General features: G+C 41.8%; 26 protein-coding genes. 15 read left to right on the forward strand and 11 right to left on the reverse strand.

Annotation, left to right across the window (positions count from 1 at the left end):
* Window position 1 precedes the first annotated feature (1 nt).
* From ACYZ0U_RS02055 to ACYZ0U_RS02085, 7 genes are all read left to right on the forward strand, one after another.
* The gene (locus ACYZ0U_RS02055; protein ID WP_461449291.1) at window positions 2-199 is read left to right on the forward strand and encodes a hypothetical protein; all 198 of its coding nucleotides are present in this window, start codon (window positions 2-4) and stop codon (window positions 197-199) included.
* 90 nt (window positions 200-289) lie between these two features.
* A complete protein-coding gene (locus tag ACYZ0U_RS02060) occupies window positions 290-1,333 on the forward strand; it encodes an AI-2E family transporter (protein ID WP_461449293.1) in 1,044 nt (347 codons plus the stop codon).
* Between the two features lie 130 nt (window positions 1,334-1,463).
* Window positions 1,464-1,730, forward strand: coding sequence for a YtxH domain-containing protein (locus tag ACYZ0U_RS02065; RefSeq protein ID WP_461449295.1), 267 nt, complete (start codon window positions 1,464-1,466; stop codon window positions 1,728-1,730).
* Between the two features lie 50 nt (window positions 1,731-1,780).
* A complete protein-coding gene (locus tag ACYZ0U_RS02070) occupies window positions 1,781-2,125 on the forward strand; it encodes a phage holin family protein (protein ID WP_461449297.1) in 345 nt (114 codons plus the stop codon).
* Window positions 2,125-2,541 (forward strand): hypothetical protein, encoded by a 417-nt coding sequence (locus ACYZ0U_RS02075; protein WP_461449299.1) that lies wholly within the window; start codon window positions 2,125-2,127, stop codon window positions 2,539-2,541. Before ACYZ0U_RS02070 ends, ACYZ0U_RS02075 begins: the two co-directional genes overlap by 1 nt.
* 81 nt (window positions 2,542-2,622) lie before the next feature.
* Entirely contained in the window at window positions 2,623-3,282 is a 660-nt protein-coding gene (gene trmB / locus ACYZ0U_RS02080; protein ID WP_461449300.1) for a tRNA (guanosine(46)-N7)-methyltransferase TrmB, read from the forward strand.
* Entirely contained in the window at window positions 3,275-3,607 is a 333-nt protein-coding gene (locus ACYZ0U_RS02085) for an MGMT family protein (RefSeq protein WP_461449303.1), read from the forward strand. The genes trmB and ACYZ0U_RS02085 overlap by 8 nt, the downstream gene beginning before the upstream one ends.
* Before the next feature lie 2 nt (window positions 3,608-3,609).
* Here the strand turns inward: ACYZ0U_RS02085 and ACYZ0U_RS02090 are convergent, their stop codons facing one another.
* Both ACYZ0U_RS02090 and ACYZ0U_RS02095 read right to left on the reverse strand, forming a co-directional pair.
* Window positions 3,610-3,969 (reverse strand): VOC family protein, encoded by a 360-nt coding sequence (locus ACYZ0U_RS02090; protein WP_461449305.1) that lies wholly within the window; start codon window positions 3,967-3,969, stop codon window positions 3,610-3,612.
* Window positions 3,966-4,346, reverse strand: a complete 381-nt coding sequence (locus tag ACYZ0U_RS02095; RefSeq protein ID WP_461449307.1) for a VOC family protein — start codon at window positions 4,344-4,346, stop codon at window positions 3,966-3,968. Before ACYZ0U_RS02095 ends, ACYZ0U_RS02090 begins: the two co-directional genes overlap by 4 nt.
* Window positions 4,347-4,434: 88 nt before the next feature.
* Here ACYZ0U_RS02095 and ACYZ0U_RS02100 point away from each other — a divergent pair, with 88 nt between their 5' ends.
* Together ACYZ0U_RS02100 and radA are read left to right on the forward strand one after the other, a co-directional pair.
* Window positions 4,435-4,779, forward strand: a complete 345-nt coding sequence (locus ACYZ0U_RS02100; protein ID WP_461449309.1) for a carboxymuconolactone decarboxylase family protein — start codon at window positions 4,435-4,437, stop codon at window positions 4,777-4,779.
* 74 nt (window positions 4,780-4,853) lie between these two features.
* Complete coding sequence (radA, locus tag ACYZ0U_RS02105; RefSeq protein WP_461449311.1) at window positions 4,854-6,320, forward strand: DNA repair protein RadA; 1,467 nt, start codon at window positions 4,854-4,856, stop codon at window positions 6,318-6,320.
* Between the two features lie 7 nt (window positions 6,321-6,327).
* Here radA and ACYZ0U_RS02110 read toward each other — a convergent pair whose 3' ends face one another.
* From ACYZ0U_RS02110 to ACYZ0U_RS02120, 3 genes are all read right to left on the reverse strand, one after another.
* Window positions 6,328-7,095, reverse strand: a complete 768-nt coding sequence (locus ACYZ0U_RS02110; protein WP_461449313.1) for an exodeoxyribonuclease III — start codon at window positions 7,093-7,095, stop codon at window positions 6,328-6,330.
* 53 nt (window positions 7,096-7,148) lie between these two features.
* A complete protein-coding gene (locus tag ACYZ0U_RS02115) occupies window positions 7,149-7,835 on the reverse strand; it encodes a peptidylprolyl isomerase (RefSeq protein WP_461449315.1) in 687 nt (228 codons plus the stop codon).
* A gap of 188 nt (window positions 7,836-8,023) precedes the next feature.
* On the reverse strand, window positions 8,024-8,374 hold the full coding sequence (locus ACYZ0U_RS02120; RefSeq protein ID WP_461449317.1) for a hypothetical protein: 351 nt from the start codon (window positions 8,372-8,374) through the stop codon (window positions 8,024-8,026).
* Window positions 8,375-8,557: 183 nt separating this feature from the next.
* On the opposite strand from ACYZ0U_RS02120, the gene ACYZ0U_RS02125 reads away from it, so the two are divergent.
* A complete protein-coding gene (locus tag ACYZ0U_RS02125) occupies window positions 8,558-8,884 on the forward strand; it encodes a hypothetical protein (protein WP_461449319.1) in 327 nt (108 codons plus the stop codon).
* A gap of 113 nt (window positions 8,885-8,997) precedes the next feature.
* Entirely contained in the window at window positions 8,998-11,532 is a 2,535-nt protein-coding gene (locus tag ACYZ0U_RS02130; protein ID WP_461449321.1) for a TonB-dependent receptor, read from the forward strand.
* A gap of 177 nt (window positions 11,533-11,709) precedes the next feature.
* On the opposite strand, the gene ACYZ0U_RS02135 is transcribed toward ACYZ0U_RS02130, so the two are convergent.
* Window positions 11,710-13,242, reverse strand: coding sequence for a Do family serine endopeptidase (locus ACYZ0U_RS02135; RefSeq protein ID WP_461449323.1), 1,533 nt, complete (start codon window positions 13,240-13,242; stop codon window positions 11,710-11,712).
* 379 nt (window positions 13,243-13,621) lie between these two features.
* Here ACYZ0U_RS02135 and ACYZ0U_RS02140 point away from each other — a divergent pair, with 379 nt between their 5' ends.
* A complete protein-coding gene (locus ACYZ0U_RS02140) occupies window positions 13,622-16,516 on the forward strand; it encodes a DEAD/DEAH box helicase (RefSeq protein ID WP_461449325.1) in 2,895 nt (964 codons plus the stop codon).
* Here the strand turns inward: ACYZ0U_RS02140 and ACYZ0U_RS02145 are convergent, their stop codons facing one another.
* The 3 genes from ACYZ0U_RS02145 to ACYZ0U_RS02155 form a co-directional block, all read right to left on the reverse strand.
* Window positions 16,517-16,933 (reverse strand): hypothetical protein, encoded by a 417-nt coding sequence (locus ACYZ0U_RS02145; RefSeq protein ID WP_461449327.1) that lies wholly within the window; start codon window positions 16,931-16,933, stop codon window positions 16,517-16,519.
* Window positions 16,934-16,994: 61 nt separating this feature from the next.
* A complete protein-coding gene (locus tag ACYZ0U_RS02150; RefSeq protein ID WP_461449329.1) occupies window positions 16,995-18,605 on the reverse strand; it encodes an energy transducer TonB in 1,611 nt (536 codons plus the stop codon).
* A 2-nt stretch (window positions 18,606-18,607) separates the two neighbouring features.
* Entirely contained in the window at window positions 18,608-18,979 is a 372-nt protein-coding gene (locus ACYZ0U_RS02155) for a BlaI/MecI/CopY family transcriptional regulator (protein WP_461449331.1), read from the reverse strand.
* Between the two features lie 142 nt (window positions 18,980-19,121).
* Between ACYZ0U_RS02155 and ACYZ0U_RS02160 the strand changes: the two genes are divergently transcribed.
* The 3 genes from ACYZ0U_RS02160 to ACYZ0U_RS02170 all read left to right on the forward strand — a co-directional run bounded on the left by ACYZ0U_RS02160 (window position 19,122) and on the right by ACYZ0U_RS02170 (window position 21,412).
* Window positions 19,122-20,528: an MBL fold metallo-hydrolase RNA specificity domain-containing protein gene (locus tag ACYZ0U_RS02160; RefSeq protein WP_461449333.1), complete on the forward strand. Its 1,407-nt coding sequence runs from the start codon at window positions 19,122-19,124 to the stop codon at window positions 20,526-20,528.
* A gap of 223 nt (window positions 20,529-20,751) precedes the next feature.
* Window positions 20,752-20,955, forward strand: a complete 204-nt coding sequence (locus ACYZ0U_RS02165; RefSeq protein WP_461449335.1) for a hypothetical protein — start codon at window positions 20,752-20,754, stop codon at window positions 20,953-20,955.
* 1 nt (window position 20,956) lies between these two features.
* Entirely contained in the window at window positions 20,957-21,412 is a 456-nt protein-coding gene (locus ACYZ0U_RS02170; RefSeq protein ID WP_461449336.1) for a DUF6036 family nucleotidyltransferase, read from the forward strand.
* A 4-nt stretch (window positions 21,413-21,416) separates the two neighbouring features.
* Here the strand turns inward: ACYZ0U_RS02170 and ACYZ0U_RS02175 are convergent, their stop codons facing one another.
* Together ACYZ0U_RS02175 and ACYZ0U_RS02180 are read right to left on the reverse strand one after the other, a co-directional pair.
* Window positions 21,417-22,109, reverse strand: a complete 693-nt coding sequence (locus ACYZ0U_RS02175) for a response regulator transcription factor (RefSeq protein WP_461449338.1) — start codon at window positions 22,107-22,109, stop codon at window positions 21,417-21,419.
* A gap of 110 nt (window positions 22,110-22,219) precedes the next feature.
* Window positions 22,220-24,058, reverse strand: coding sequence for a sensor histidine kinase (locus ACYZ0U_RS02180; RefSeq protein WP_461449340.1), 1,839 nt, complete (start codon window positions 24,056-24,058; stop codon window positions 22,220-22,222).
* Window positions 24,059-24,134: the final 76 nt, after the last annotated feature.

A 24,134-nucleotide genomic window follows, 5' to 3' on the forward strand; every position in this document is an offset into this window, starting at 1 on the left:
AATGGAAGAGCCCCTGGAAAATGCTGATAAACGCGATGAAATAAATATTCTGAAGCACGATATCAAGAACCAACTTTCAGGTATTCAACTTGCCGTTGAACAATTACGGTATGAACTTTCAGATAATTCCGTTGATGGTGCTTTCTATCTGGATACGATCGCGTCAAGTTGTACAATCATAAACACATTGCTTAAATAAAAGGCTTAAGGCGCTGCCAATTATCCGGGCTGGGCTAAAAAACAATTTGGGTTTCAATTGTTTTATTTTTGGAAAACCTACTGCCCAATAATGTCAATTTTTAACTACAAGCAGCGTAACAATATTATATTGGTTAGCATTATTTTGCTGGGTTGCTTTTTGTTATATGCTTTAAGTTTTTTATTTAGTTCGATATTGGGAGCGATAGTTCTCTTCACTATCTTTAGGCCGCTTTATATATTACTTGCCGAAAAAAAGGGATTGAACAAAGCGATGATAGCATTGCTTATTATCTTTAGTTCGCTTATTGTAATTGTTATTCCTTTTCTATCATTAAGTTTTATGGTGATCGATAAGATAGCGACCATTAACCATAACACATTTCCAATCCAGGAATGGCTCACAAAAATTGACGTTTTTGCCGCGCAAAAACTTAATCAGCAGCATTTCGCCGAAACAACTTTACAAAAACTGGGTGCTTTGGCTACAGATCTTTTTCCATCCATATTACAAAGCGCCGCAAATATAATTTTAACGTTATTGGTGCTGTATTTTCTCTTGTACTTTATGTTTACCCAACGCAAAGAATTTGAAAATGGTTTGCTAAAATATGCGCCATTTCGCGAACAGCATGCGCTACGTTTTGCCCAGGCCATGAGGAATTCAACGTACTCTAATGTATTAGGACAGGGAATAATAGCAATTACTCAGGGAACATTGCTCTGTTTAGGATTTTATGCTTTTGAAATCCCAGACCCGGTTTTTTGGGGTGTGATTGGTGCTTTTATGTCGTTTTTGCCCGTTGTTGGCGCTCCAACGCTTTGTATACCGGCGGGTTTATTGTTCATCGCAAACGACCATACCTTTAAAGGTGTGCTGATTATACTTTACGGTTTATTATTTATTGGGAACGTAGATAACGTGTTGCGGGTACTCATTAATAAACGTGTTGGAAACACACATCCTATCATATCGGTAATAGGTGTTTTTATTGGATTACCACTATTTGGGATTTTAGGCCTGGTTTTTGGTCCTGTGTTACTGTCGTACTTTTTGTTGTTGCTTGAAATATACGAAACCAACCGGCTCGCAGCCGACAGATTAGAACGAATACGTACCGGAGCCGATACCTAAAGCTAAAAAATGCTTACTTTTGAATACACAAAGGTTGCTTATCAGTAAAGACAAATTGGCTGATAACCATACTTGTCAAGATTTTTAGCCGTTTTATAAAACAATTAGTCAACTTAAAAATTATAGTAGTATGAACGATAACTCAAAAGTAGTAATTGCATTGTTTGCCGGCTTGGCAGCAGGTGCAGCCCTTGGACTGTTATTCGCTCCGGAAAAAGGCAGCGAAACACGCGACAAATTAACCGAATCACTAAAAAACCTTGGTGAATCAATTAAGGAAACCGCAGCAGCCGAAATTGATAACCTTGTAGGTTTAAAAGATAAGGTTGTTGAAAACATCAAATCAAAGATCAATGGCGCCGAGGTGGAATACCAGGACGACCTTGAGCACGCGTAAATTTTACACTATCCCGGGTACTCATCTTGCCCGGGATAATAAATATGAATATGGAAGACAATAAAGATACCCAAGCACAAGCCCCTTTAATTGATCAGCTAAAGGAATATGCCGAAACTCACGTAAAACTTGCCAAATACAGGGCCATTGAGGGAGGAACATCTATAGCAGCAAGCATTATTTCGGATGTTGTGGTAATCATCTGCATGGGTATGGCTTTCATATTTGCCAGTATAACCTTAGCATATTACCTGGCTTCAGTATTTAATTCGCTGTGGGAAGGCTTTGCCTGTGTTGCGGTAATTTATTTGCTGATAGCATTAGTAGTTAAATACAATAAAAAAGGCCTTGAACGCCCTATCGTAAATGCTATCATCCAAAAAATATTTAAATAATGGACGCGACTATAAAAAACTCTTGGGATCTGAAAGAAGAGATCATACGATTACGTGAATTGGAAAAAGTTCAGGGTGCGGCTATTAAACAACATTTTAACAGCCCTGCTGCTGTTTTTACAACTGTTTACTCTCTTTTCCCTAAGGGAAACCATAGCGGCGAAAATAAATCCAACATCTTTAACCAGGATTTTGTGAGCATCATTTCCCGTTTCCTTATCCCGCTTACATTAAACAAAACCCTGTTTAAAAACTCCGGTTTTTTAGTTAAGGCATTGGTTGGGCTGGTATCCCAAAAAGCATCAGGCTATGTAAATGAGGAGGCTGTTGGTACCGTTTGGGACAAAGCCAAAACGCTCTTCTCGCACTTTACCAAAAAAGGGCCGGTTGAGAAACGTTACCCTTATAGCATGTAATTTTCCTTTTGGGCGGATACTTCATATTCGCTCAAATTAAAAGCACGGAAAATTTATTTTTGCACTTTAATTTTTTTAAAAGTGGGAAAAGACAAGATCAGGCGCTTCGCGGAGATAGAGACATTCAGTAATGTTTTACAATTAGATGCAGGTAAACCCTACCGGGGAACCTGGGCGGGCGGTTTCTTTAAAAACAATAACCCGGTTGTGCTGGAACTGGCCTGCGGCAAAGGTGAATATACTGTTAACCTTGCCCGCATGTTCCCCGAAAAGAATTTTATTGGTATTGATTACAAAGGCAACCGCATTTGGCGCGGTGCTAAAGACGCTTTGGAAGACGCGGTAGCCAACGTGGCATTCCTGCGGATACAGATAGAACACCTGCTTGATTATTTCGCGCCCGGCGAGGTTGATGAGATCTGGATCACCTTTCCAGACCCGCAGCCGCAATTGAGCCGCGAAAAAAAGCGCTTAACCTCACCCCGCTTCCTGAGCATGTACAAGCACCTGTTAAAGGATGGCGGCTACGTTAACCTGAAAACGGATAATGACGGACTGCATGCCTATACTGCCGAAAAGATCGGCGAAATGGAGCTGGTATTGCATGTAAAAACCGCAGACCTGTACCACTCGCCTTATGCAGATGACGTGCTGAACATCAAGACTTATTATGAGAAGAAATACTTAAAGGATAATAAAAATATTAACTACCTTAAGTTCTCATTTACTGACAATGGATGACATTAACTTTTTCGATAAGGTTTACCAGGTTGCACGCCTGATACCGAAAGGTAGGGTGACCTCATACGGCGCAATTGCTGCTTATCTGGGAACAAAGGGTTCATCGCGTATGGTGGGTTATGCCATGCAAGCAGCAGGCAGGGCCGATCCGCCGGTTTCCGCCCATAGAGTAGTAAACCGACAGGGATTGCTTACTGCAAAATTCCATTTCGGCGGAGATTTGATGGCACAATTATTACGAAGCGAAGGCGTTAATGTAATTGATGACCAGATCCAGAACTTTAAAGAAGTATTTTGGGATCCGACGATCGAACTGCAACTCTGATCTTAAAATAACTGTAACAATTCTATCCTGTTGCCGAAAGGATCCAAATACGCAAAGCGTTTTCTACCGGGGATTTCAGGTTCTTCCAATAGCTGTACTTTACCTGCAAGATATTTATAAGCGGCATCAACATCGGCAACCTCAAAAGCAATATGTCGTATGGAAATGGGCAACGGCGCCTCAACGCCAATATGCAGTTGAACATTACCAATATTAAACCAGTAACCTTTGCCCCTAAACAAATGATCAGGCCTGTCGATCAATTCAAGGCCAATTGTTTCAATATAAAAGCTTTTTGCTTCTTCCAATCTTTCCGGTGCTACCACTATATGAATATGGTCGACGCGCTTAAATGTGATCATACAATGTCCTCGGCAAAAGTTAATATGAAACCGTTGTTATCCAGTATCGAAAATTCGGTTGCGCCGTAGAATGTTTTCTCAAGGCCTTTTACAATCGTCACCTTGCCTTTAAGCTCTTCAAAAAACGACAACAAGCCAGTTGTATTGATATAAAAAAGTAGCGAGCCGCCATAGTTCCGGTTGATCTGTGGCAGCTCATCTCCCAAGCTGGTAAACGTCTGGAACATGAAAGTCACACTGCCATTGGTCATCATCGCCCAAACCAGGTCCTGGCCGGCTTCGGGCACCGTCATGATTAGTTGGAAACCTAATTGTTTATAAAATTCGATGGTTTGGTTAATGTCCTTTACAAAAAAGTTGGGCGACAGGCTATTCATGATTTTTAATTGATGGGTAAATTTATCAGCATTTCTGACATATAAAAATAAAGATTTATACTTTTAAAAACTCAAATAATATAAGCCCATGGGAAAACTAATAGATGATTTTGAATCCTATCGTACCAAGATGAACGACAGGATAATGGAAACGGCAAATACGAATATTAAACGCTTTTTCGCTTTAGATACCACCACATACGCCGATGGCGCGCTTGATGTAAAAACCAAGGAAATGCTGGGCCTGGTAGCATCAATGGTTTTGCGCTGCGATGATTGCATTAAATATCACTTAGGCAAATGCCACGAGGCAGGCGTTAATAACGATGAAATGAACGAGGTATTCATGATCGCGAATTTAGTTGGTGGCTCTATTGTTATCCCGCATTATCGCCGCGCTGTTGAATATTGGGATGAATTGAATGAAGAATAATAATTACTAATAAATTTAGTATATTTGCTATAATCTGCATATTTGCATACCCGCATACTGCACATCAAAAACTAATGGCTAAAACTAAAATCGCATATTTCTGCCAGAGTTGTGGCTTCGAGGCGGCCAAATGGCTGGGTAAATGCCCGTCGTGCGGGGCATGGAATACTTTTGTGGAAGAGATCATCGAGAAGCCAAACGCTTCCGTGCCAGACTGGAAAGCGACAGGAAATTCTACATCTATCCAAAGGGCAAACAAACCGATAGAGATCCCTGATATTATTTTTAGCGAGGAACAGCGCCTACTTACACCCGATAAAGAATTTAACCGGGTATTGGGTGGTGGAATCGTAGCCGGATCCTTAGTGCTGATTGGTGGCGAACCGGGTATTGGTAAATCAACCCTGATGCTGCAACTGGCTTTGAGCATGCCGAATTTGAAGGTGCTTTATATTTCGGGAGAGGAAAGTGAGCGGCAGATCAAAATGCGGGCAGAGCGGTTAGATCCCTCTGAAAGTCAAAATTCAAAAATACAAAGTCAAAATTCCCAATTTGAAAATCCGAAATCCGATTTCGGTAAGGGCTGTTATATTTTGACGGAAACATCAACCCAAAACATATTTAAACAGATAGAGCAACTGGAGCCTGATTTGGTAGTGGTGGATTCGATACAAACCTTGCATTCTTCGCATATCGAATCAACGCCGGGTAGTGTATCGCAGGTGCGGGAATGCACCGCGGAACTGCTGCGTTTTGCAAAGGAAAGCTCTACGCCGGTATTTTTGATCGGGCATATTACCAAGGATGGAATGATCGCCGGGCCGAAAATACTGGAGCATATGGTTGATACCGTTTTACAGTTTGAGGGCGACAGGCACCATGTTTACCGTATTCTACGGGCGGTTAAAAACCGTTTCGGGTCGGCATCAGAACTGGGTATTTATGAAATGCTGGGCGAGGGTTTGCGCGAAGTATCCAATCCTTCCGAAATATTGTTATCACAGCGTGATGAGCCTTTAAGCGGCATCACCATATCTGCAACATTAGAGGGTATGCGACCCATGCTGATAGAAACCCAGGCGCTTGTCAGCGTATCACCATACGGAACACCCCAACGTACCGCAACCGGTTTCGATACCAAACGTATGAGTATGCTTTTGGCGGTGCTTGAAAAACGTTGCGGATTTAAACTGGGTATTAAGGACGTATTCCTGAATATTACCGGCGGCATTCGTGTTGAGGATCCGGCTATTGATCTGGGGCTTGCTGCCGCGATCATATCCTCTAATGAGGATATTCCCATCCCGTTCAAAACCTGCTTTGCAGGTGAGATAGGATTATCCGGCGAAATTCGTGCTGTAAACCGGGTTGAACAACGCATTGCAGAAGCAGAGAAGTTAGGTTTTGAACAGATCTTTATTTCTAAATACAATCTCCCGTCAGGAGGAAAAGACAAAAAACGAATTGATCTTTCACGTTACAAGATCGAGATAAAAACAGTTGGTAATATCGAAGAAGTATTTGGGTTGCTGTTTGGTTAATCTACATTTAAAAAACTAATTCCAGCAAAACCGGGCAATGGTCCGAATGTTTAGCTTCTGGTAATATTGCGGCTCGTTTAATATTATCCTCTAACTCCTTGCTTGCCAAAACGTAATCGATACGCCACCCTAAGTTTTTGGCGCGGGCGTTGGCGCGGTAGCTCCACCAGGTATAATTGTGTGGTTCTTTATTCACATGTCGAAACGTATCGACAAACCCCGATTCAATAAAATCTTCCATCCACTCGCGCTCTTCGGGTAAAAAGCCGGACGAATTAGCGTTTGATTTTGGGTTGTGGATATCAATTGGGCGGTGACAAATATTATAATCGCCGCAGATCACCAGATTGGGGCAGGACGATTTTAGCAGGGTAAGATACTTTCCAAACTCATCTAAAAATCTAAACTTAAACGCCTGCCGCTCATCGCCGCTGGATCCGGATGGGAAATAAACGCTCATCACCGATACCTCATTAAAGTCAACACGGATGTTGCGGCCTTCGCGGTCAAAATCGGCTATGCCGCAACCATATTCAATATGTTTTGGTGTTTGTTTACAAAAGATGGCCGTGCCGCTGTAACCTTTCTTCTCCGCCGGGAACCAGTAGTGCTGATAGCCTAATTGTTCAACCAAAAGCAATTCTTTGATGTCATTTTGAGTGGCTTTTATTTCCTGCAGGCAAACCACATCGGCATCAGTGGCTTGCAGCCATGCCAGCCAGTCTTTATTTATCGCGGAACGGAGGCCGTTAACGTTATAGGTGATTATTTTCATTTTGGGGAGTGCTTCAAAATGTCATAGCTTTATTCCGCGCAATGGCATAGGTATTATAAATTCAAAATCTTATTCAGCTGCTTACATTCTTTTTTACTCAAAACCTCAACGGTCATCGGCACATCCAATAGGGGGCGGTCGTTTTTATCCTTTTTCACAGCAGCTACCAGGTCTACCATATCAATTCCGGCTACAACTTCGCCGTAAACGGTGTAGTTGCCATCTAAATGGGGAGCACCACCAACTGATCTGTAAACCACGCGTTGCCATTCCGGTATTTTATGGCCGCTGCGTTTTTCCGCTTTGTTTAACAGGCTATCAGTAAAACGTTTACCCTCTACAATATAAAACTGGCATCCGCTCGAGGCCTTCTTAGGGTTATCATCACGCGCAGCGGCTAAAACACCTCTTTTGTGAAAAAGGCTATCACGAAACTCGGCAGGGATTGTATAACCCACATCGCCATTACCCAGTTCGATACCCGGTTTGGCATTTTTGGAATCCGGGTCGCCGCCCTGTATCATGAAATCCTGTATCACCCGGTGAAAAAGCGTTCCGTTATAAAAACCTTTTTTCGCCAGCTTGATAAAGTTATCGCGGTGCTGCGGGGTTTCGTTATACAAGCGGATGATCACTTCGCCATAAGTTGTTTTTATGCGCACATACTGGTTTTTGGGTGGCTTTGCGAATGCCGCGCTTACGGTGATGAGTAAAAGGAAGAGTGTAAAAAGTTTTTTCATTGTTATAGAGTTTGGTCAGTAAAATATTTTACCCTCTATTTTGCTTGCAAAAGGGAGGGTGGTCGAGCGAAGCTAAGACCGAGTGAGTCAAATATACAAGCAGCTTTGCACAATGCACAATCAACTCACCCCCGACATCGCTGCGCTTGTCAGCCCTTTTCTCCGGCAAGCCGGAAACAAGGTGAAAATTACCCGTCATTCTCCATCGATTCAAAGTATTCTATCATTAATGATTTAAGCACCATTTCCTGTTCAAGCAAAGTATAATTCGGAATAACGCCAACACGTTTCCAGTGCGGCCAGCCATCCTGGTCCAGGCCCTCCAGTTCATAAAAGCCCATCAGGCTGAATAATTTGCAATTGGCAATGTGCATCAGCTCTTCCTTTTGGCGCTTGCTGAATTTACGCGGCCCCTGCCCAAGCTCCTGCACACCGATCAGGAACAGCATTACCTTCAGATCGGGCTTTTCGTTGTCAAAATCTTCGGCAATACGTTGCTGAAGCATGCTCCATTTCAAATTAATTTCGGCAGGTGTCATATCAGCAAAGATAGGAGCAGTTTGCAGTTTGCAGTCGGCAGTTTACATTTTTTTACACCAGGCAGCACCTAAAACGGTAAGCCGAATACCGCAAACTATTTTAATTGCAACTTAATTGCAATTGCTGCGTATTTAAAACTTTTTTTAACTACTTTTGCCATAAGTAACAAACTGACCTGCCGAGTGAAAAAAAATAAATACCATATTATCCTTACCTGGATATTGCTGCTTTGCTTTTGCGCAGGGCAATTTATGGTATATGCCCACACCCACACGGTAAATACCCGAACTAATAAAATTGCCTATCATAATCCTGATACGCAGCCCAAACAAACCGTTACTGAAAATTGCCAGTTGTGCGATGCCATGCACCATAACGCTATTGTTGTAAATACACCAATTTATTTTGCCCCGGTAGTTGTAAGCAGTTACTACTATAAAGCCGTTCGGCATCATTTTATAAGCATTGCACTTATACTTTCTGCAGGGCGTTCTCCGCCAATAGTTTAACCGTTATCTACTTAAACAAATGCTGCTGTTTCTCATATATCGAAACAGCTAAATCGAATTGGCTTGTGCCGTTCGGATATGATCATCAACTGGTTTACCGATTAAAATATTTTATGAAATTTATAAAGATCCTTATATCAACCATATATCTCGCCCTGTTTTTTATTGTTGCAGCGCATGCTGCTGGCAAACCATCTCCCGAAGTCGGAACAGGCACCTTAACAGGGGTTGTAACCGATAAGGCGGATAGCACTACCTTACCCGGCGTTACTGTTACCATTCCCGATTTGCATAAAGCAACTGCTACCGACCCGAAAGGACGGTATACCTTTAAAAATTTACCCAAGGGCGTTTACCTGGTATCTTTTAGCTATGTAGGCTATGCTAACTTTACGCAAAAGATCGATCTTACTAATACTACGGTTTTTAATGTTCGGCTTTCGGCTTCAACTATTGAAGAAGCTGAAGTGGTGGTAACCGGTGTAAGCCGTGCCACGGAACTAAAAAGAGATCCTGTGCCGATGGTTGCCGTTGGTAAAAACTATATCGACCAGCACTCTGCATCGGGCAACGTGATCGACGAGATCGCGAACCTGCCGGGGATCAGCGCGGTAACTACTGGGCCGAATATTTCAAAACCATTTATCCATGGCCTGGGTTATAACCGCGTGGTAACAGCGGTTGACGGAATCCGGCAGGAAGGACAGCAATGGGGCGATGAACACGGTATAGAGGTTGACCAAAACGCGGTTGACCGTGTAGAAATTATTAAAGGGCCGGCCAGCTTAACTTTTGGATCTGATGCTATTGGCGGTGTGGTTAACCTAATATCAGCACCACCGGTTGCTGAAGGAAAAATATTAGGATCGGTACAGGAACTTTACGGCACCAATAATGGCTTGTTTAATGAGTCGTTCAAATTACAAGGCAATAGTAATGGCCTGGTATGGGGAACGGTGATCTCCGATAAAATGGCTAAGGACTACCAGGATCCGCATGACGGCAGGGTATATGCCACTAATTTTAATGAGAAAGATGGCCGCGTAATGATTGGCTTAAATAAATCGTGGGGATATTCTTACTTAAACGCGTCGGCTTTTGATGATTTGCAGGCGATACCTGATGGGAGCCGCGACCCGGCAAACCGTGCGTTCACCAAACAAATTACCGATTCGGATACCTTCAGGCCTGATGTTTCTCAACATGATTTAAATACCTATTCGCTACCGGTATTGCACCAGCACGTGCAGCTTTACCGTATTTATGATGTAAGTAATTTTATTTTGGGTAGTGGAAATTTGATGGTTAACTTAGGTTATCAATACAGCCATCGCCGCGAATATACACACCCACAGGACCCGGATGTGCCGGGGTTGAACCTGCAATTAACAACCTGGACCTATGATTTTAAATATGATTTCAATATCGCTAAAACCTGGGAAACCACGTTGGGAGTAAATGGCCAATATCAAAATAACACGTTAGGCTATAGTACTGATTTCCCTATCCCGGAATATCATCAGTTTGATATAGGTCCATTCTTCGTGGTTAAAAAGAGCTTTGGCAAGTTGGATCTTTCTGGCGGCGCACGTTATGATACAAGGTCATTCACCGGGAAGGCAGCTTATATAGATACTGTTAAACAGTATTTTCCAACGCTTTACACCGGTGCCAACCCAACAAGCGCAGCTAACGTTGTACAACAGTTCCCGGCATTGAGCAAAACATTTTCAGGCGTATCAGGTAGTTTTGGTGCCGCCTATAATTTTTCTGATCAGTTTTTGCTGAAGGGAAATATTGCGCGCGGATTTAGGGCGCCAAGTATTGCTGAGCTATCAGCTAACGGCCCTGACCCGGGTTCGCAGATCTACCACGTGGGGAATCCTAATTTTAAACCGGAATTTAGTGTTCAGGAAGATTTAGGTGCTTTCCTTACCTTGCCAAATGTATCGGCAAGCGTAGAGCTTTTTGATAACCATATCCAAAACTATATTTTTCAGGAACAGATCCTGGATGCAAACGGCGACCCGGAACGTGTTGATGCGAGTGGTGCACAGGATCCAAATGGACAATATAGCAAATTCACCTATGTGCAAAGCAAAGCGCGTATAGATGGCGGTGAAATTGGTTTGGATGTTCACCCGGTATCATGGCTGCATTTTGAGAACTCTGCCACCTTAACTTATGGTACAAACTTAGGTACAGGCGGTAAAGTTCCTGATAGTTTAAAATATTTGCCATTTATACCGCCATTGCATACTCACTCCGAACTACGCGGAACGTTTGCTAAGGGTTTAGGGAAGTCGTTCAAAAACCTGTATGCCTTTGTGGGATTTGACCACTTCTCTGCGCAGGACCGCTTCTTTTCTGCTTATGGTACAGAAACTTATACAGCAGGTTATAACCTGTTAAGTGCAGGTATTGGTGGCAACATTGTAAACGCAAAAGGCAATAAGGTGTTGGAGTTGTTTATCGAAGGGACCAACCTGGGTAACGTAAGCTACCAATCAAACATGAGCCGCTTGAAATACTTTGATAACCCAACCGTGCCGGCTGGCGTGCAGCCCGGTATATTTAATATGGGCAGGAATATCAGCTTTAAAGTGGTTGTGCCTTTTGATCTGTCGCCTAAAGAGAAGGCGATATAAACATGACATGGTTTTTAAACTATGTTATGCGAGGAATGAAGCAACAGCATGGATACAAAGCGAATACGCATAGTTCGCGATTGCTTCGTTTCTCGCAATGACATTTTGGATGATCCTCCCAAAACAAAAAACCCGGCTTATGGCCGGGTTTTTCTATTAAACATTAATCACACCATATTATTGTACCTGGAAGGTATTGCTAAAGCTGGTGCCATCGGGATAGATACCTGAGATCACTAACAAACCATTGCGGGTGTTGGTGATCGCATTATCCATGTCGGCAATGCTTGCAATTTGATGCCTGTTGATGCTGGTGATTACAGAACCAACAGGTATTTCTGTATCATCAAACAAGCGGCCCGGGCGAACCTGGGTTACTACAACACCGGCAGAAACATGGTATTTTGCTTTTTGCTCTTTAGATACCGGCATAAAGCTGGCGCCTAATTTATTGAACAATTCAGCAGCTGATTTTGTGGTTGCAGCAGTACGGGTTGTGGCAGGCAAATCACCTTTAAGGGTAACGGTAAAGTTTTTCTCGGTACCGTCACGTAAAACAGTAAGGTGTACTTTATCGCCCGGTTGCAATTCGCCAACGCGTTCCTGCAAGTCAGATGATTCATAAACAGGGTTACCTTCAACCTTCACAATTACGTCGCCTGCTTTTATGCCTGCTTGTTCAGCGCCACCGCCCGGAACAAGTTCACGAACATATAAACCGTTGGTAACGTTGGTTTTTAATTGTTCAGCAACGTCTGGGTTAAGCTCGGTAAAGCTTACGCCTACATAACCGCGTTTTACAGCGCCGAATTTTTCAATATCATTCAATACCTTTTTAGCCAAATTGATAGGGATAGCGAAGCCATAACCTTCGTAAGCGCCATTATTTGATGCAATGGCAGAGTTAATGCCGATCAGCTCGCCCTTAGTATTAACCAATGCACCGCCGCTGTTGCCAGGGTTAATCGCGGCATCTGTTTGAATAAATGATTCTATCGATTTATTAGTGCGCGGCGCTTCGTTGCTGGTACGGCCAAACGGGTTTTCATCCTGGTTATCTTCCTGTCCGATGATACCAATATTACGGCCTTTGGCGCTCACAATACCTGCTGTAACGGTTGATGTTAAATTGAAGGGATTACCTACGGCTAATACCCACTCGCCAACTTTGGCATCATCGGAGTTGCCTAATTTTACAATTGGTAGATTAGTAGCTTCGATCTTGATAAGTGCTAAGTCTGTATTAGGATCGGTACCGATCACTTTAGCCTGGAAACTGCGGTGATCATTGGTATTTACCACAATTTTGTCGGCTTTATCAACCACATGGTTGTTGGTTACAATGTAACCATCAGGAGCGATGATAACACCTGAACCGGATGCCTGCTGAACACCCTGCGGGCGCATTTGCTGGCCAAACATATTACCAAACATTTGTTGCAGCTCGCTTTGCTTGTCGTCGCCCTGGTCATTTGAATAAGTAACCTTAATGTAAACCACTGCCGGTGTTACCGCCGCGGCAGCTTGTGTAAAATCAACCTCGCCGGCCGATGAAGTTATCGGGGCCGATGGGTTGCTGGTGAAGTAAACTTTCTGCCTGTCTTCAAAACTCATGTTGTCGGCATACTTGTTCTCAATAACCTTATAGGAGCCCAGAGCCATGGCCCCGCCTATAAAGGCTGTTAGTAGTGTTAAACCAAACTTTTTCATACTATTATTCACTTTTCTTTTGCGTTATTTTTATTAACATTTCAAATATAATACCATATAGACTGCAAAATCAATAAGATGTTATCTGTCTATTTGTTAAAAATTGTTAAAACCAAAAATGTTAAGGGGAAAGGTTGTTTTTACGGGCCGTTTTGCCTGGTATAGGCTGACCATCAATTATAAAGTTACGATATTATGCGACAAAATTTCGCAAATTGAATGTAAGCAATCTGTCAAAAATTCAGCCTGACTATTAAAAATCAAATATTAATCCGGCACAGTTAACAAATATTTAATATTAAATACTTTTAAATACTGCAAATTCTGTTTACGTTTGAATTTTTTGTTGATGTAGCTTCAATAAATTTTTTATTCAACGATGCTACGCGTAGACAGTACAAAGCCCTGCCAGATTATATATGCCATTGCCCGGCACGAGTACTTGTCGTTCGTTATTGAGCCGCATATCGTTCAGTTAAACCCCAACGGCGAATTTTCCCTTACTTACCAGCGCTTATTCTCAAACACTGCTAAAGAGTTCACCAGTTGTTTGGATGATACCGATATCAAGCTGATCAAGATGCTGGAGGAGATAGAGCAGGGTAATATCATCAAGAAATATTATAAAAAACCGATCCGCCCATTTGAATTTTTTACCAAAATATTTAACGAAACGCTTTTTGATACCATCCGCCCCAAAATGGAAAAACGGATAGGTGAGGCATTGGTACTACTTGCCAACAAGCCGGTATATTTAATGAGTAAGGAGGGTTATCCCGCGGAGCGGAAACTGCAAATAGCCACGGAGCCAGCAACGGTATTGTTCCATTTCAGGCGCGATGCGGAGGAGATCAGATATTTCCCAACCATCAAATACCAGGGCTTGCGCATTGAGTTCATGTTCAAGAACGCCGAGATCATCAGTAACCACCCTGCCTGGATGTTGTTGGAAGACACCCTATATTATTTTGATAGGGAGATAGAAGGTAAAAAACTGCTGCCGTTTTTTAACAAGCGTTACATCGCCATCCCAAGATCATCGGAGCAATCTTATTTTGAGAAATTTGTGATCCCGCTGATCGAAAAGCATAGCGTATATGCCGAGGGATTTACCATCAATACCGAAAAGCACGAAGCCCAGCCGATCATTAAGCCTATATATGTAGAAAACGGTGTATCGCAGTTACAGCTTTATTTTAAATACTCAGGTTATATTTTCCCTTACGGGGATGGCAGGCATGTTTCGGTTAGGATGGAAAAAAATGGCGACGAATATATATTTCACCGCATCAAACGTTCGCTTACCTGGGAAAAAAATAAAATGGCCGAGCTTGAAAAAATGGGGCTAAAAACTGCTTCATCACTTTTCCAGAATTTAGAGGTTGATACTAAGGATGAAGACGCCGATCATTCCTTCTCGATATTTGAATGGTTGAATCATCACCATGAAGAATTATCGATGCTTGGGTTCGAAATTGAACAGCCGGAAGGCCAAAAGCGCTATGTTTTCGGTACAAGTAAGATAGATTTGGAGGTTAAGGAGAACAACGACTGGTTCGATATTTACGCGGTGGTGTACTTTGGTCCGTACCGCATACCGTTCATCCAGCTAAAAAACCATATCCTCAACCGTAAAAAAGAGTTCGTGTTGCCATCCGGCGAAATTGCGGTGATCCCTGAAAAATGGTTCTCGCAATACAGCAACCTGTTACATTTTAGCGAGGGCAATAACGATCTTAAGCTTCGCAGGCATCATATTGGCTTAGTAAATGAACTGGCGGAGGGGGAGCTGGCAGAAATTACCATGACCCGAAAGCTGCAAAAGCTAACCGACTTTGAAACGCTGGAGGATGTTGAGCTGCCAAAGCACTTTAAAGGCGATTTGCGGCCTTATCAAAAGGCGGGTTACAACTGGTTTCATTTTTTAAAACAGTATCATTTTGGCGGCTGTTTGGCCGATGATATGGGCTTGGGTAAAACCATACAGGCCCTGGCTTTGCTGCAAAAGCATAAGGAAGACACCGAAGCGCAGGGCGGTAAGTGCACTTCGCTGGTTATTATGCCAACCTCGCTTATTTATAACTGGCTTAACGAGGCTAAAAAGTTTACGCCAAAGTTAAGGCTGATGGTGCATACGGGAACGCTGCGCTATAAGTCGCCGGAGGTATTTGGTAATTATGATGTGGTAATTACAACGTATGGTATCAGTCGCATCGACATCGACCTTTTCAAACAGTTCTTTTTTGATTACGTGATATTGGATGAAAGCCAGAACATCAAAAATCCATCGTCCAAATCATTCCAAAGTGTGCGGCAGCTAAAGTCACGCTTTAAACTGATCCTGAGCGGTACGCCGGTTGAAAATTCGGTGAATGATCTGTGGACACAGATGTCGTTCATTAACCCCGGCTTGTTAGGCATCCAGCAATATTTTCAGAACGAATTTGTTACACCGATAGAAAAGAAAAAAGACGAGGACAAGGCCCGCAAATTGCAGGCACTGATAAAGCCATTTGTTTTACGCCGTACCAAGGAGCAGGTAGCAACAGAACTGCCGCCAAAAACGGAAACACTGCTTTATTGCAAGATGAGCGAAGAGCAATCATCGATCTATGAAAAAGTAAAATCGGAATACCGGAACGAATTGCTGAAAAGTTTGGAGGACGGCACGTATGCCAAAACCCAGATCCAGGTTTTGCAGGGCTTGATCAAATTGCGCCAGATCGCCAATCACCCGGCGATGATCGACAGCGAATACGAAGGCGAATCAGGCAAATTTGAGAACGTAGTGCATACATTAGCTACGGTTTTAGATGGCGGGCATAAGGTGCTTATCTTTTCGCAGTTTGTTAAGCAACTAACTTTGTACCGCGAGTATTTTAACGAGCACCGCATCCCTTATGATTATTTGGATGGCAGCACCCAAAACCGCGGTGATATTGTAAAGCATTTCCAGGAGGATGAAAAAACACAGGTTTTCCTGATATCGATAAAGGCGGGCGGGGTAGGCTTGAATTTAACCGAAGCTGATTACGTTTTTATCCTCGACCCATGGTGGAACCCGGCTGTTGAACAACAGGCCATTGACCGTACGCACCGCATCGGGCAAACTAAAAACGTTTTCATCTATAAATTTATCACCAAGGATTCGGTAGAAGAAAAGATACTTGCATTGCAGCAACGCAAACTAAGCGTGGCCCGCTCACTCATCACTACCGAGGAAAGCTTTATCAAATCGCTTTCAGCAGCGGATATACAGGAAATACTGCGGTAATTACATTTTTACCGGTGGCGGAAGCGGTTTCACAAAGCGCGAAACAATAAACGCAAACAAACCCTGCATCAGGCCAAAAATTGCACCGAAGATGGGTGTAAAGATCAGCATCACTAAACGCGGGTGTGCAGGGAACGGATTTAGCACCGGGTTATTCGTTGCCATATCTGCATGATGGGCTATATACGATTTATAATAATAGGCATGGGCTATAAATATCCAAAGGCTGTTAACCATACTGAGCCAAAAGCCATGTAAAAACTGTTTAGTTACACATTGCCGGGCAATAACAAAGGAGCAAAAAACGAAGATCACCAGCCAATAAATAAACTCGGTTTTTTCGGGAATAAGGGATATGGTTCCGAATGCCATTATCGCCCCGAAAATTGATAGTTGAAAGATAAGTTTCCAATTCATGATTTAATTGATCAGGTAAATAAATGTAACAATATTTACCTGATCAACTAACGAACTGTCTTCAATTTGTTTTTGCAGGTAATTGATCAACGGTTGGTGCTTTGTAACCCTTTAATATAATAATAATCACCCCATATTTGGCCTTTTCTCCATATCGCTGTATGGCTGATTGATTTTTTAGAACAGTTATGCTTTCAATAGTGTTAGGATCTATTTGAGTTATATTAATATTCGCCTCATTCCCGTTTACAATATACAATGGCGGTGGTGTTTGTAGCTGTGTAATATGTTTTTTATTGGTATCGGGTGCCGGAGTTTCTTCAATTACTTTTTCAGGCGCCATAAAAGCAATTGGAACGGCATATAGTACCCTCACCGCTTGACCGTTCTGAATCCCGGGACTCCATTTTGGTGATAATTCAAGTACTCTTATAGCTTCATTACTTGCGCTTTCGGCCGGTGACCGTAAAACTTTAATATTACTTAAAGAACCATCCGCTTCAACAACAAAAGTCGCAATTACTCTGCCCGAAACATTGTTAACTATCATATCCTGCGGGATTTTGATGTTCGCAGCAAGAAACTGTATGAAATTCTCTTGTCCGCCGGGAAATTCAGGCTCTTTTTCAACTGCTGTAAAAATGAGTTGCCTGTTTTTTGGCGTAGTATCTAATTGAAGGGTTATTTGCTTTCTGGGTGCAGTTGGTTTAATGCTCGTGGTATCTATAGTCATTTTAGCAGTATATGGATGGTTTTCATCAGGCAGATTGGTTACATCATGGATTACTTTGCCATTTATCGGCATTAAAGCTACTTCTTCAGCGCGCAGGCTTATTACTTTTACTGCATTACTTTTATTTACTGTAGCCGATGATAATACCAGCATCAGCATAAATAATGGCGCGGATAAACCGTACTTGAGTAATTTGATCCGTTGCGATTTGTTCTTTTGTAACATGATGATACGTTGTTTTAATAAACTGTGGTTAAAGAAGCTGTTTACAAGGTTGTGCGACGGAACATGAAATGTTTGTGTCAACAGCAGCAGGGCGTAATCCGCTTTATTTGCTGCTTCTTTTGTTGCTTGGTCATCTGCGATAAATTCGTGGATATGTTTGATGGCACAACGGTAGAAATATACCACCGGGTTGAACCAATTGACGATCATTACAAACTCAATTACAAATACATCAATGGAATGCCATTGCCTGGCATGAACCTGTTCATGTATAGCAACAATGTTATTGTCCTTTATCGCATCCGGCAGCTTAATTTTCTTAAAAAAAGAATAGGCGGTATCCTGATTGTCCTGGTTAATGATCTTGTTTAAAACAATAAGCTGCCACATAAGCTTCGCAAACAGGGCAATAACGCCAGTAATATATATCATTGCCAATATTTGCCCGATATTTAACGGCACTGCCTTTACAGGCGCCAATTGCGATATCAAGACAGGATGGCCGTAAACCGTATATTTAATTTCCCGGGTGATAAACAGGTTTTGTACCCACCCGGCTTGCATCAGCGGTATAAAAAATGATAAAGCCGAAGCGCAAACCAAATAAAGGCGGTTAAGCTGGAAAAATGTTTCCCGGCGAAGCATTAATGCGTAAAAGCCGTAAAACAAAACCAGGTAAACATTTACCAATAATAAATATTGCCACCAGCTCATAATTATTTATTTTTTAGTTTTTCAATCAGTTTCATGATCTCGTCGGCTTCGTTCAGGTCTATCTTTTCTTTTTTTACAAAGTAGGAAAACATGTGTTGAACTGAATTATCAAAGTAGCCGCTCATCAGCTTGTCAGTAGCGAAGTTTTGATAATCCTCCTTGCTGATGATCGGGAAGTACTCATGTGTTTTACCGAATGCGATGTGATCCACAAAGCCTTTGGTCTCCAAAATCCTGATGATAGTGGAGACCGTGTTATAGGCGGGTTTAGGTTCAGGCAGTTCCTCAATAATATCTTTAACAAAGCCTTTTTGTAACTGCCACAATATTTGCATCAATTGTTCTTCGGCGCGGGTAAGTTCTTTTATTTCCATGACTTAGCAATAATACAACCAATAACTAATTAGTTAGTTATTATAAGTAAAGCTATAACTAATATTTTAGTTATGCAAGTTTTTATTTTTTTTTTGAACTTTTTACAATAAGTTGGGGTTATCAAAGCCTATAAACTAAATTATGCATATAACCTTTCATGGGGCTGCACGGCAGGTAACCGGCAGCAAACATATACTCCAGCTAAATGACGGTACTTCGGTTTTATTGGATTGCGGCATGTTCCAGGGGATGGGCGAGCAAACCGAAGACATGAATGAGCACTTCGGGTTCAACCCTAAAAAAATTGATCATATGATCTTGTCGCACGCGCATATTGACCATTGTGGCTTAATACCAAGATTAGTTGCCGAAGGCTTTAAGGGCGACATCTATTGTACCGCCGCCACCATGGACCTGGCTAAAATACTCTTGCTTGATTCTGCCAGGATCCAAATGCAGGACACCGAATACAGCAATAAGCATCGTGAAAAAAAAGGATTACCCTTATTAACATCCTTATATACCGAAGATGATGTTACAGCAGCCCTGCATCAATTTAAAATAGTTGATTATCATACTGAACATGAGATCACGCCGCGCATTAAATTTCAGTTTACGGATGCCGGGCATATTTTGGGCAGCGCCGCCATGCATTTAACTGTTTTGGAAGATGGCAAGGAAACGCACATTACTTTTAGTGGCGATGTTGGCCGGTATGGCGATATGCTGTTGAAAAGTCCGCAGCCATTTCCCCAAGCGGATTATATTTTACTCGAATCAACCTACGGCGATTCGTTGCATAAGGAGCTTGGCCCGATAGAAGATTCGTTACTGGAAATTATTAAGGAAACTTGTTTGATAAAACATGGCAAGGTGATCATCCCGGCGTTTAGCGTGGGCCGTACACAAGAGTTGCTTTATGCTTTGAATGCATTAGAGCTAAAGGGTATTTTACCGGACTTACCTTATTATGTAGATAGCCCGCTATCAGAAAAAGCTACGCAGGTTTTAATGGACCACCCTGAAGAGTATAATAAAAAGGTAACCGAAGTATTAAAAACAGACCCCAATCCGTTCGGTTTTAAAGGCTTAAGATTTATAGAATCAACAGCCGAATCCATTGCGCTAAATGACGACCCGAGGCCTTGTGTTATAATTTCTTCATCAGGCATGGCTGAGGCCGGCAGAGTGAAACACCATATTAAAAATAACATCGGCAATCAAAAGAATACCATTTTAATGGTAGGTTATTGCGAGCCCAGTTCCTTAGGCGGGCACCTGTTAAAAGGAGATGCCGAGGTTTATATTTTTGGCGATATGTACGAAGTGAAAGCCGAGGTGCGCTCCATTAAATCTATGAGCGCGCACGGTGATTATGAAGACCTGCTGCATTTCCTGTCCTGCCAGGATCCTAAAAAGGTAAGACAGATCTTTTTAGTGCACGGCGAATATGAAGTACAGCAGCACTTTGCCAAAACTTTACAGGAAAAGGGGTTTGAAAATGTAGAGATACCTTACCAGCATCAACGGGTAGAGCTGGATAGCTAAGTTGGTTTTATTGGGCTAAAGCCCGGGTGATCTTGTGAATTTATCCGTGGCGTAAATACGGCGGCAATGATTAACATGGAGGTTTAGCTTAACAAGACATCATATATTTACCGACCAATAGGATATAAACTCATTGCCATTGGCTGAAGCCAACGGATAGAATTGCAAATTAAATTGGCTTTAGCCAAACCCCAATCTAATTTAAGATTAACTATATTTGAATATGAGTTCGTACCGCTTAGATAGGACAGCATTTAAAGCACAGACAGCTGAAGAAGCTGCCGATCATGCTACGTATTACAAAACATTAACCTGGCAGGAGCGGCTGCGGATCGCAAATTATCTGAACAGTATCGCTTATAATTATCCTGAAAACGAACCGCCAAAGGTAGATAAAACAGCATTTAGCGTAAGAAGCCGGGAGTAATATGGGGAATATCTTTAACGACGATTTTCGGGAATTCATTCAATTGCTCAATAAGCATAATGTGCGATATATCCTGATTGGTGGTTACTCTGTAATATTACACGGATATTCCAGAACTACAGGAGATATGGATATTTGGGTAGACCGCACACTTGAGAATTACATAAGAATTAAGCGTTCATTTTTAAGCTTTGGTATGCCGATGTTCGACATGACTGAAAAGAATTTTTTAACTCACCCTACATGGGATGTATTTACATTCGGCAGGCCACCATCGGCAATTGATATTATGGTTAAGGTAAAAGGCCTTGATTTTAATGAATGCTATAACAATGCCATCTATTTTGAAGAAGACGGTTTACCAATAAGAACAATTCATTTTAATAATTTGATTAACGCAAAAAAAGCATCCGGCAGGTCAAAAGATTTAGACGATTTGGAAAATCTAAATAAATAACGCCCTAATTGATCAATAACTTATAACCTCTGCCATGTACGTTGATGATCTCTACGCTTGGGTCATCCTTTAAGTATTTGCGGATCTTGCTTAAAAATACATCCATGCTTCGGCCGTTAAAATAATTATCATCATGCCAGATGTTTAGCAATGCTTCTTCACGGGTTAACACCTCGTTTTTGCGCAGGCATAGCAGGCGAAGCAGCTCAGCCTCTTTAGTTGACAGCTTTTGATTTATGCCTTGAATAGAAATGTTTTGACCTTTATAGTCAAAATCATATTTGCCAACCTTGAAATTCGACTGCTGTTCTTCTTCTTTCTTACCGGAATTTTCAGTACGCTTTAATAAAGCGTTGATACGGAGTAACAATTCCTCTATACGGAATGGTTTGGTAATATAATCATCGCCGCCTAAATTAAAGGCTTGCATTTTATCTTCTATCATACCCTTCGCGGTAGCAAAGATGATGGGTACATGCGCATTAATTTTTCTGATCTCCTTACCCAGGGTAAAGCCATCTTTTTTAGGCATCATCACATCCAGGATCAATAGATCATAATTGTGTTTGGTGAATGAACGCAGGCCTTCATCACCATCTTTACATAAAACAACATCAAATTTTCCTTTTAGCTGCAGGTAGTCCTGTAATAATAAGCCAAGATTGGGGTCGTCCTCAACTAATAATATTTTTTTCATGTTGTGTATTTAGACCGGAAAGACCGATAAGTCGGTAAGCCCGGAGGTTTTTATTACTAAACGAGATCAATCTTTCGGACTTGCAGTCTTCCAGATTTTCCACTATGCAGTTAGGCAAGCGGAAATTTCAATTCAAAATTCGAGCCCTTGTCTTTTTCTGAGTGTACGCTGATCACACCGTTAAGGCGTTTAACAATCGTATTTACATAGCTTAAGCCAAGTCCAAAGCCTTTAACATCGTGCAGGTTACCGGTTGGTATGCGGTAAAACTGTTCAAATATTTTAGTCTGCTGGTCGCGGCTCATGCCGATGCCTTTATCAACCACCTTAATTACGATCTGTTCGTTCTTATTTTCAGTAATTATGGTAATGTCGGGTGTTGATGTGCTGTATTTAATAGCATTGTCTATCAGGTTATAAATGATGTTGCTGAAGTGCAGTTCATCAGCCAAAACAACAGCGTTTATTGCATCAAGGTTTAACGTTAGCTGTACATTATGCTTTTGCAGCTTAAGCGCCATGCTATCGATCACAATAGAGATCATTTCATTTACATCAAGCGGCTTTTTCTCCAGCTTAAAGTCGTTCTTCTCTATACGTGCTACGTTTAGCACTCGCTCAATATGACTGCCTAAACGGGCATTCTCTTCATAAATTATATTTGCCAGGCGAGAAACACGCGATTTATCTGCCATAATTTCGTTATCCCGCAAAGCCTCACTAGCTATCATAATGGTTGACACGGGGGTTTTAAACTCGTGGGTCATATTGTTGATGAAATCGGTTTTCATTTCCGAGATCTTCTTTTGTTTGATGATAGAGAAGATAGTATATCCCATACAGAAAACCAGCACTAACAACAATCCGCCGGTAGTAGCCATTGTTGCCGTCATCCGGTTTAAAATGAGCGAACTTTTTTGCGGGAAGGATATTTTTATTTTACCGGGATCACGGATTACATCTTTGCTAAAAATAGATGTTTCATAGGTATTAGCCCTGATGAAAGCCGGTTTGGCACCTGTTACATCCATCGCCTTTGAAAAAATGAGCGAATCATTATTCGCGGTTAATATTTCAAAGCTATAAGGCAGGTAAATTCCCTGGTTGTGCAGTTCAAAGCGAAGCAGCGTATCTATCCAAACAGCATTTAAACGGCCTTTTAATGGTTCACTGAAGGTTTGATATTCTTCGGCAAGATTTTCAATTACCGCAGTATTTCCGGGCTTTACTTTAACATTTTGCGGAGTTGCCGCGAGAGAATCGGTTTCCAATAATTTTTTAACCAGCCTAAATTGCCTTTCACGTGCTTTTCTTGCCTGCTCCTGCTGCCACAAAGGGTTAATCTGCGGAACAGATATTACCTGCTTGCCAAACTGTGGGTCGCTGTAAACATAATGCAACGTATCATATTTATGCAGTACACGCGGCCGGGTTATATTAAGGCTTTTATTGCTGCCGCGAACAATTTCAGGAGTAAACTGTCCCCTCACAACACCAAACTCATCAGTATATTCATCAATCCTGATCTGGAATTTGATAGCACCATTCTGTAACATTCCCTCCAGCTCATCATCCATCTTTTTACTGGCGATCATACGTTTCAGGCTATCGCGCAGCAAAGCTATACGTCTATCGCGTAGCGTCAGGTGTTTTTTTAACTTAGTTACCGGCTTATGTACAATGTTAATGGCCGTATCTGCACTTTTTACCAGGTTGTAATGTATATTGGCGTGATGCAGAACGTTTCGGGCTTTTCCATTCAAAAAGTTAACCGCATCTTGTTTGGAAACTTTATTCACCACATTTGTAAGTGCTTCGTTAACAGAGCGATCAAACAATTGCGACTGCATTAAATAAGATTGCCTTAAAAAGTATAATTGCATGGCTACCACGCCCAATAACGCAATGCTCATCAGGCCAATAATTAACCGGATACTTCTTTTCTTCATGTTTCAGAACAAAAATATTTTAAAATAATGGACAATGCTTTCTTTTAACAATTTTTAACACAAATAGCACGTTTAT

This window comes from Mucilaginibacter sp., from assembly GCF_965225845.1.
Taxonomy (GTDB): Bacteria; Bacteroidota; Bacteroidia; order Sphingobacteriales; family Sphingobacteriaceae; genus Mucilaginibacter.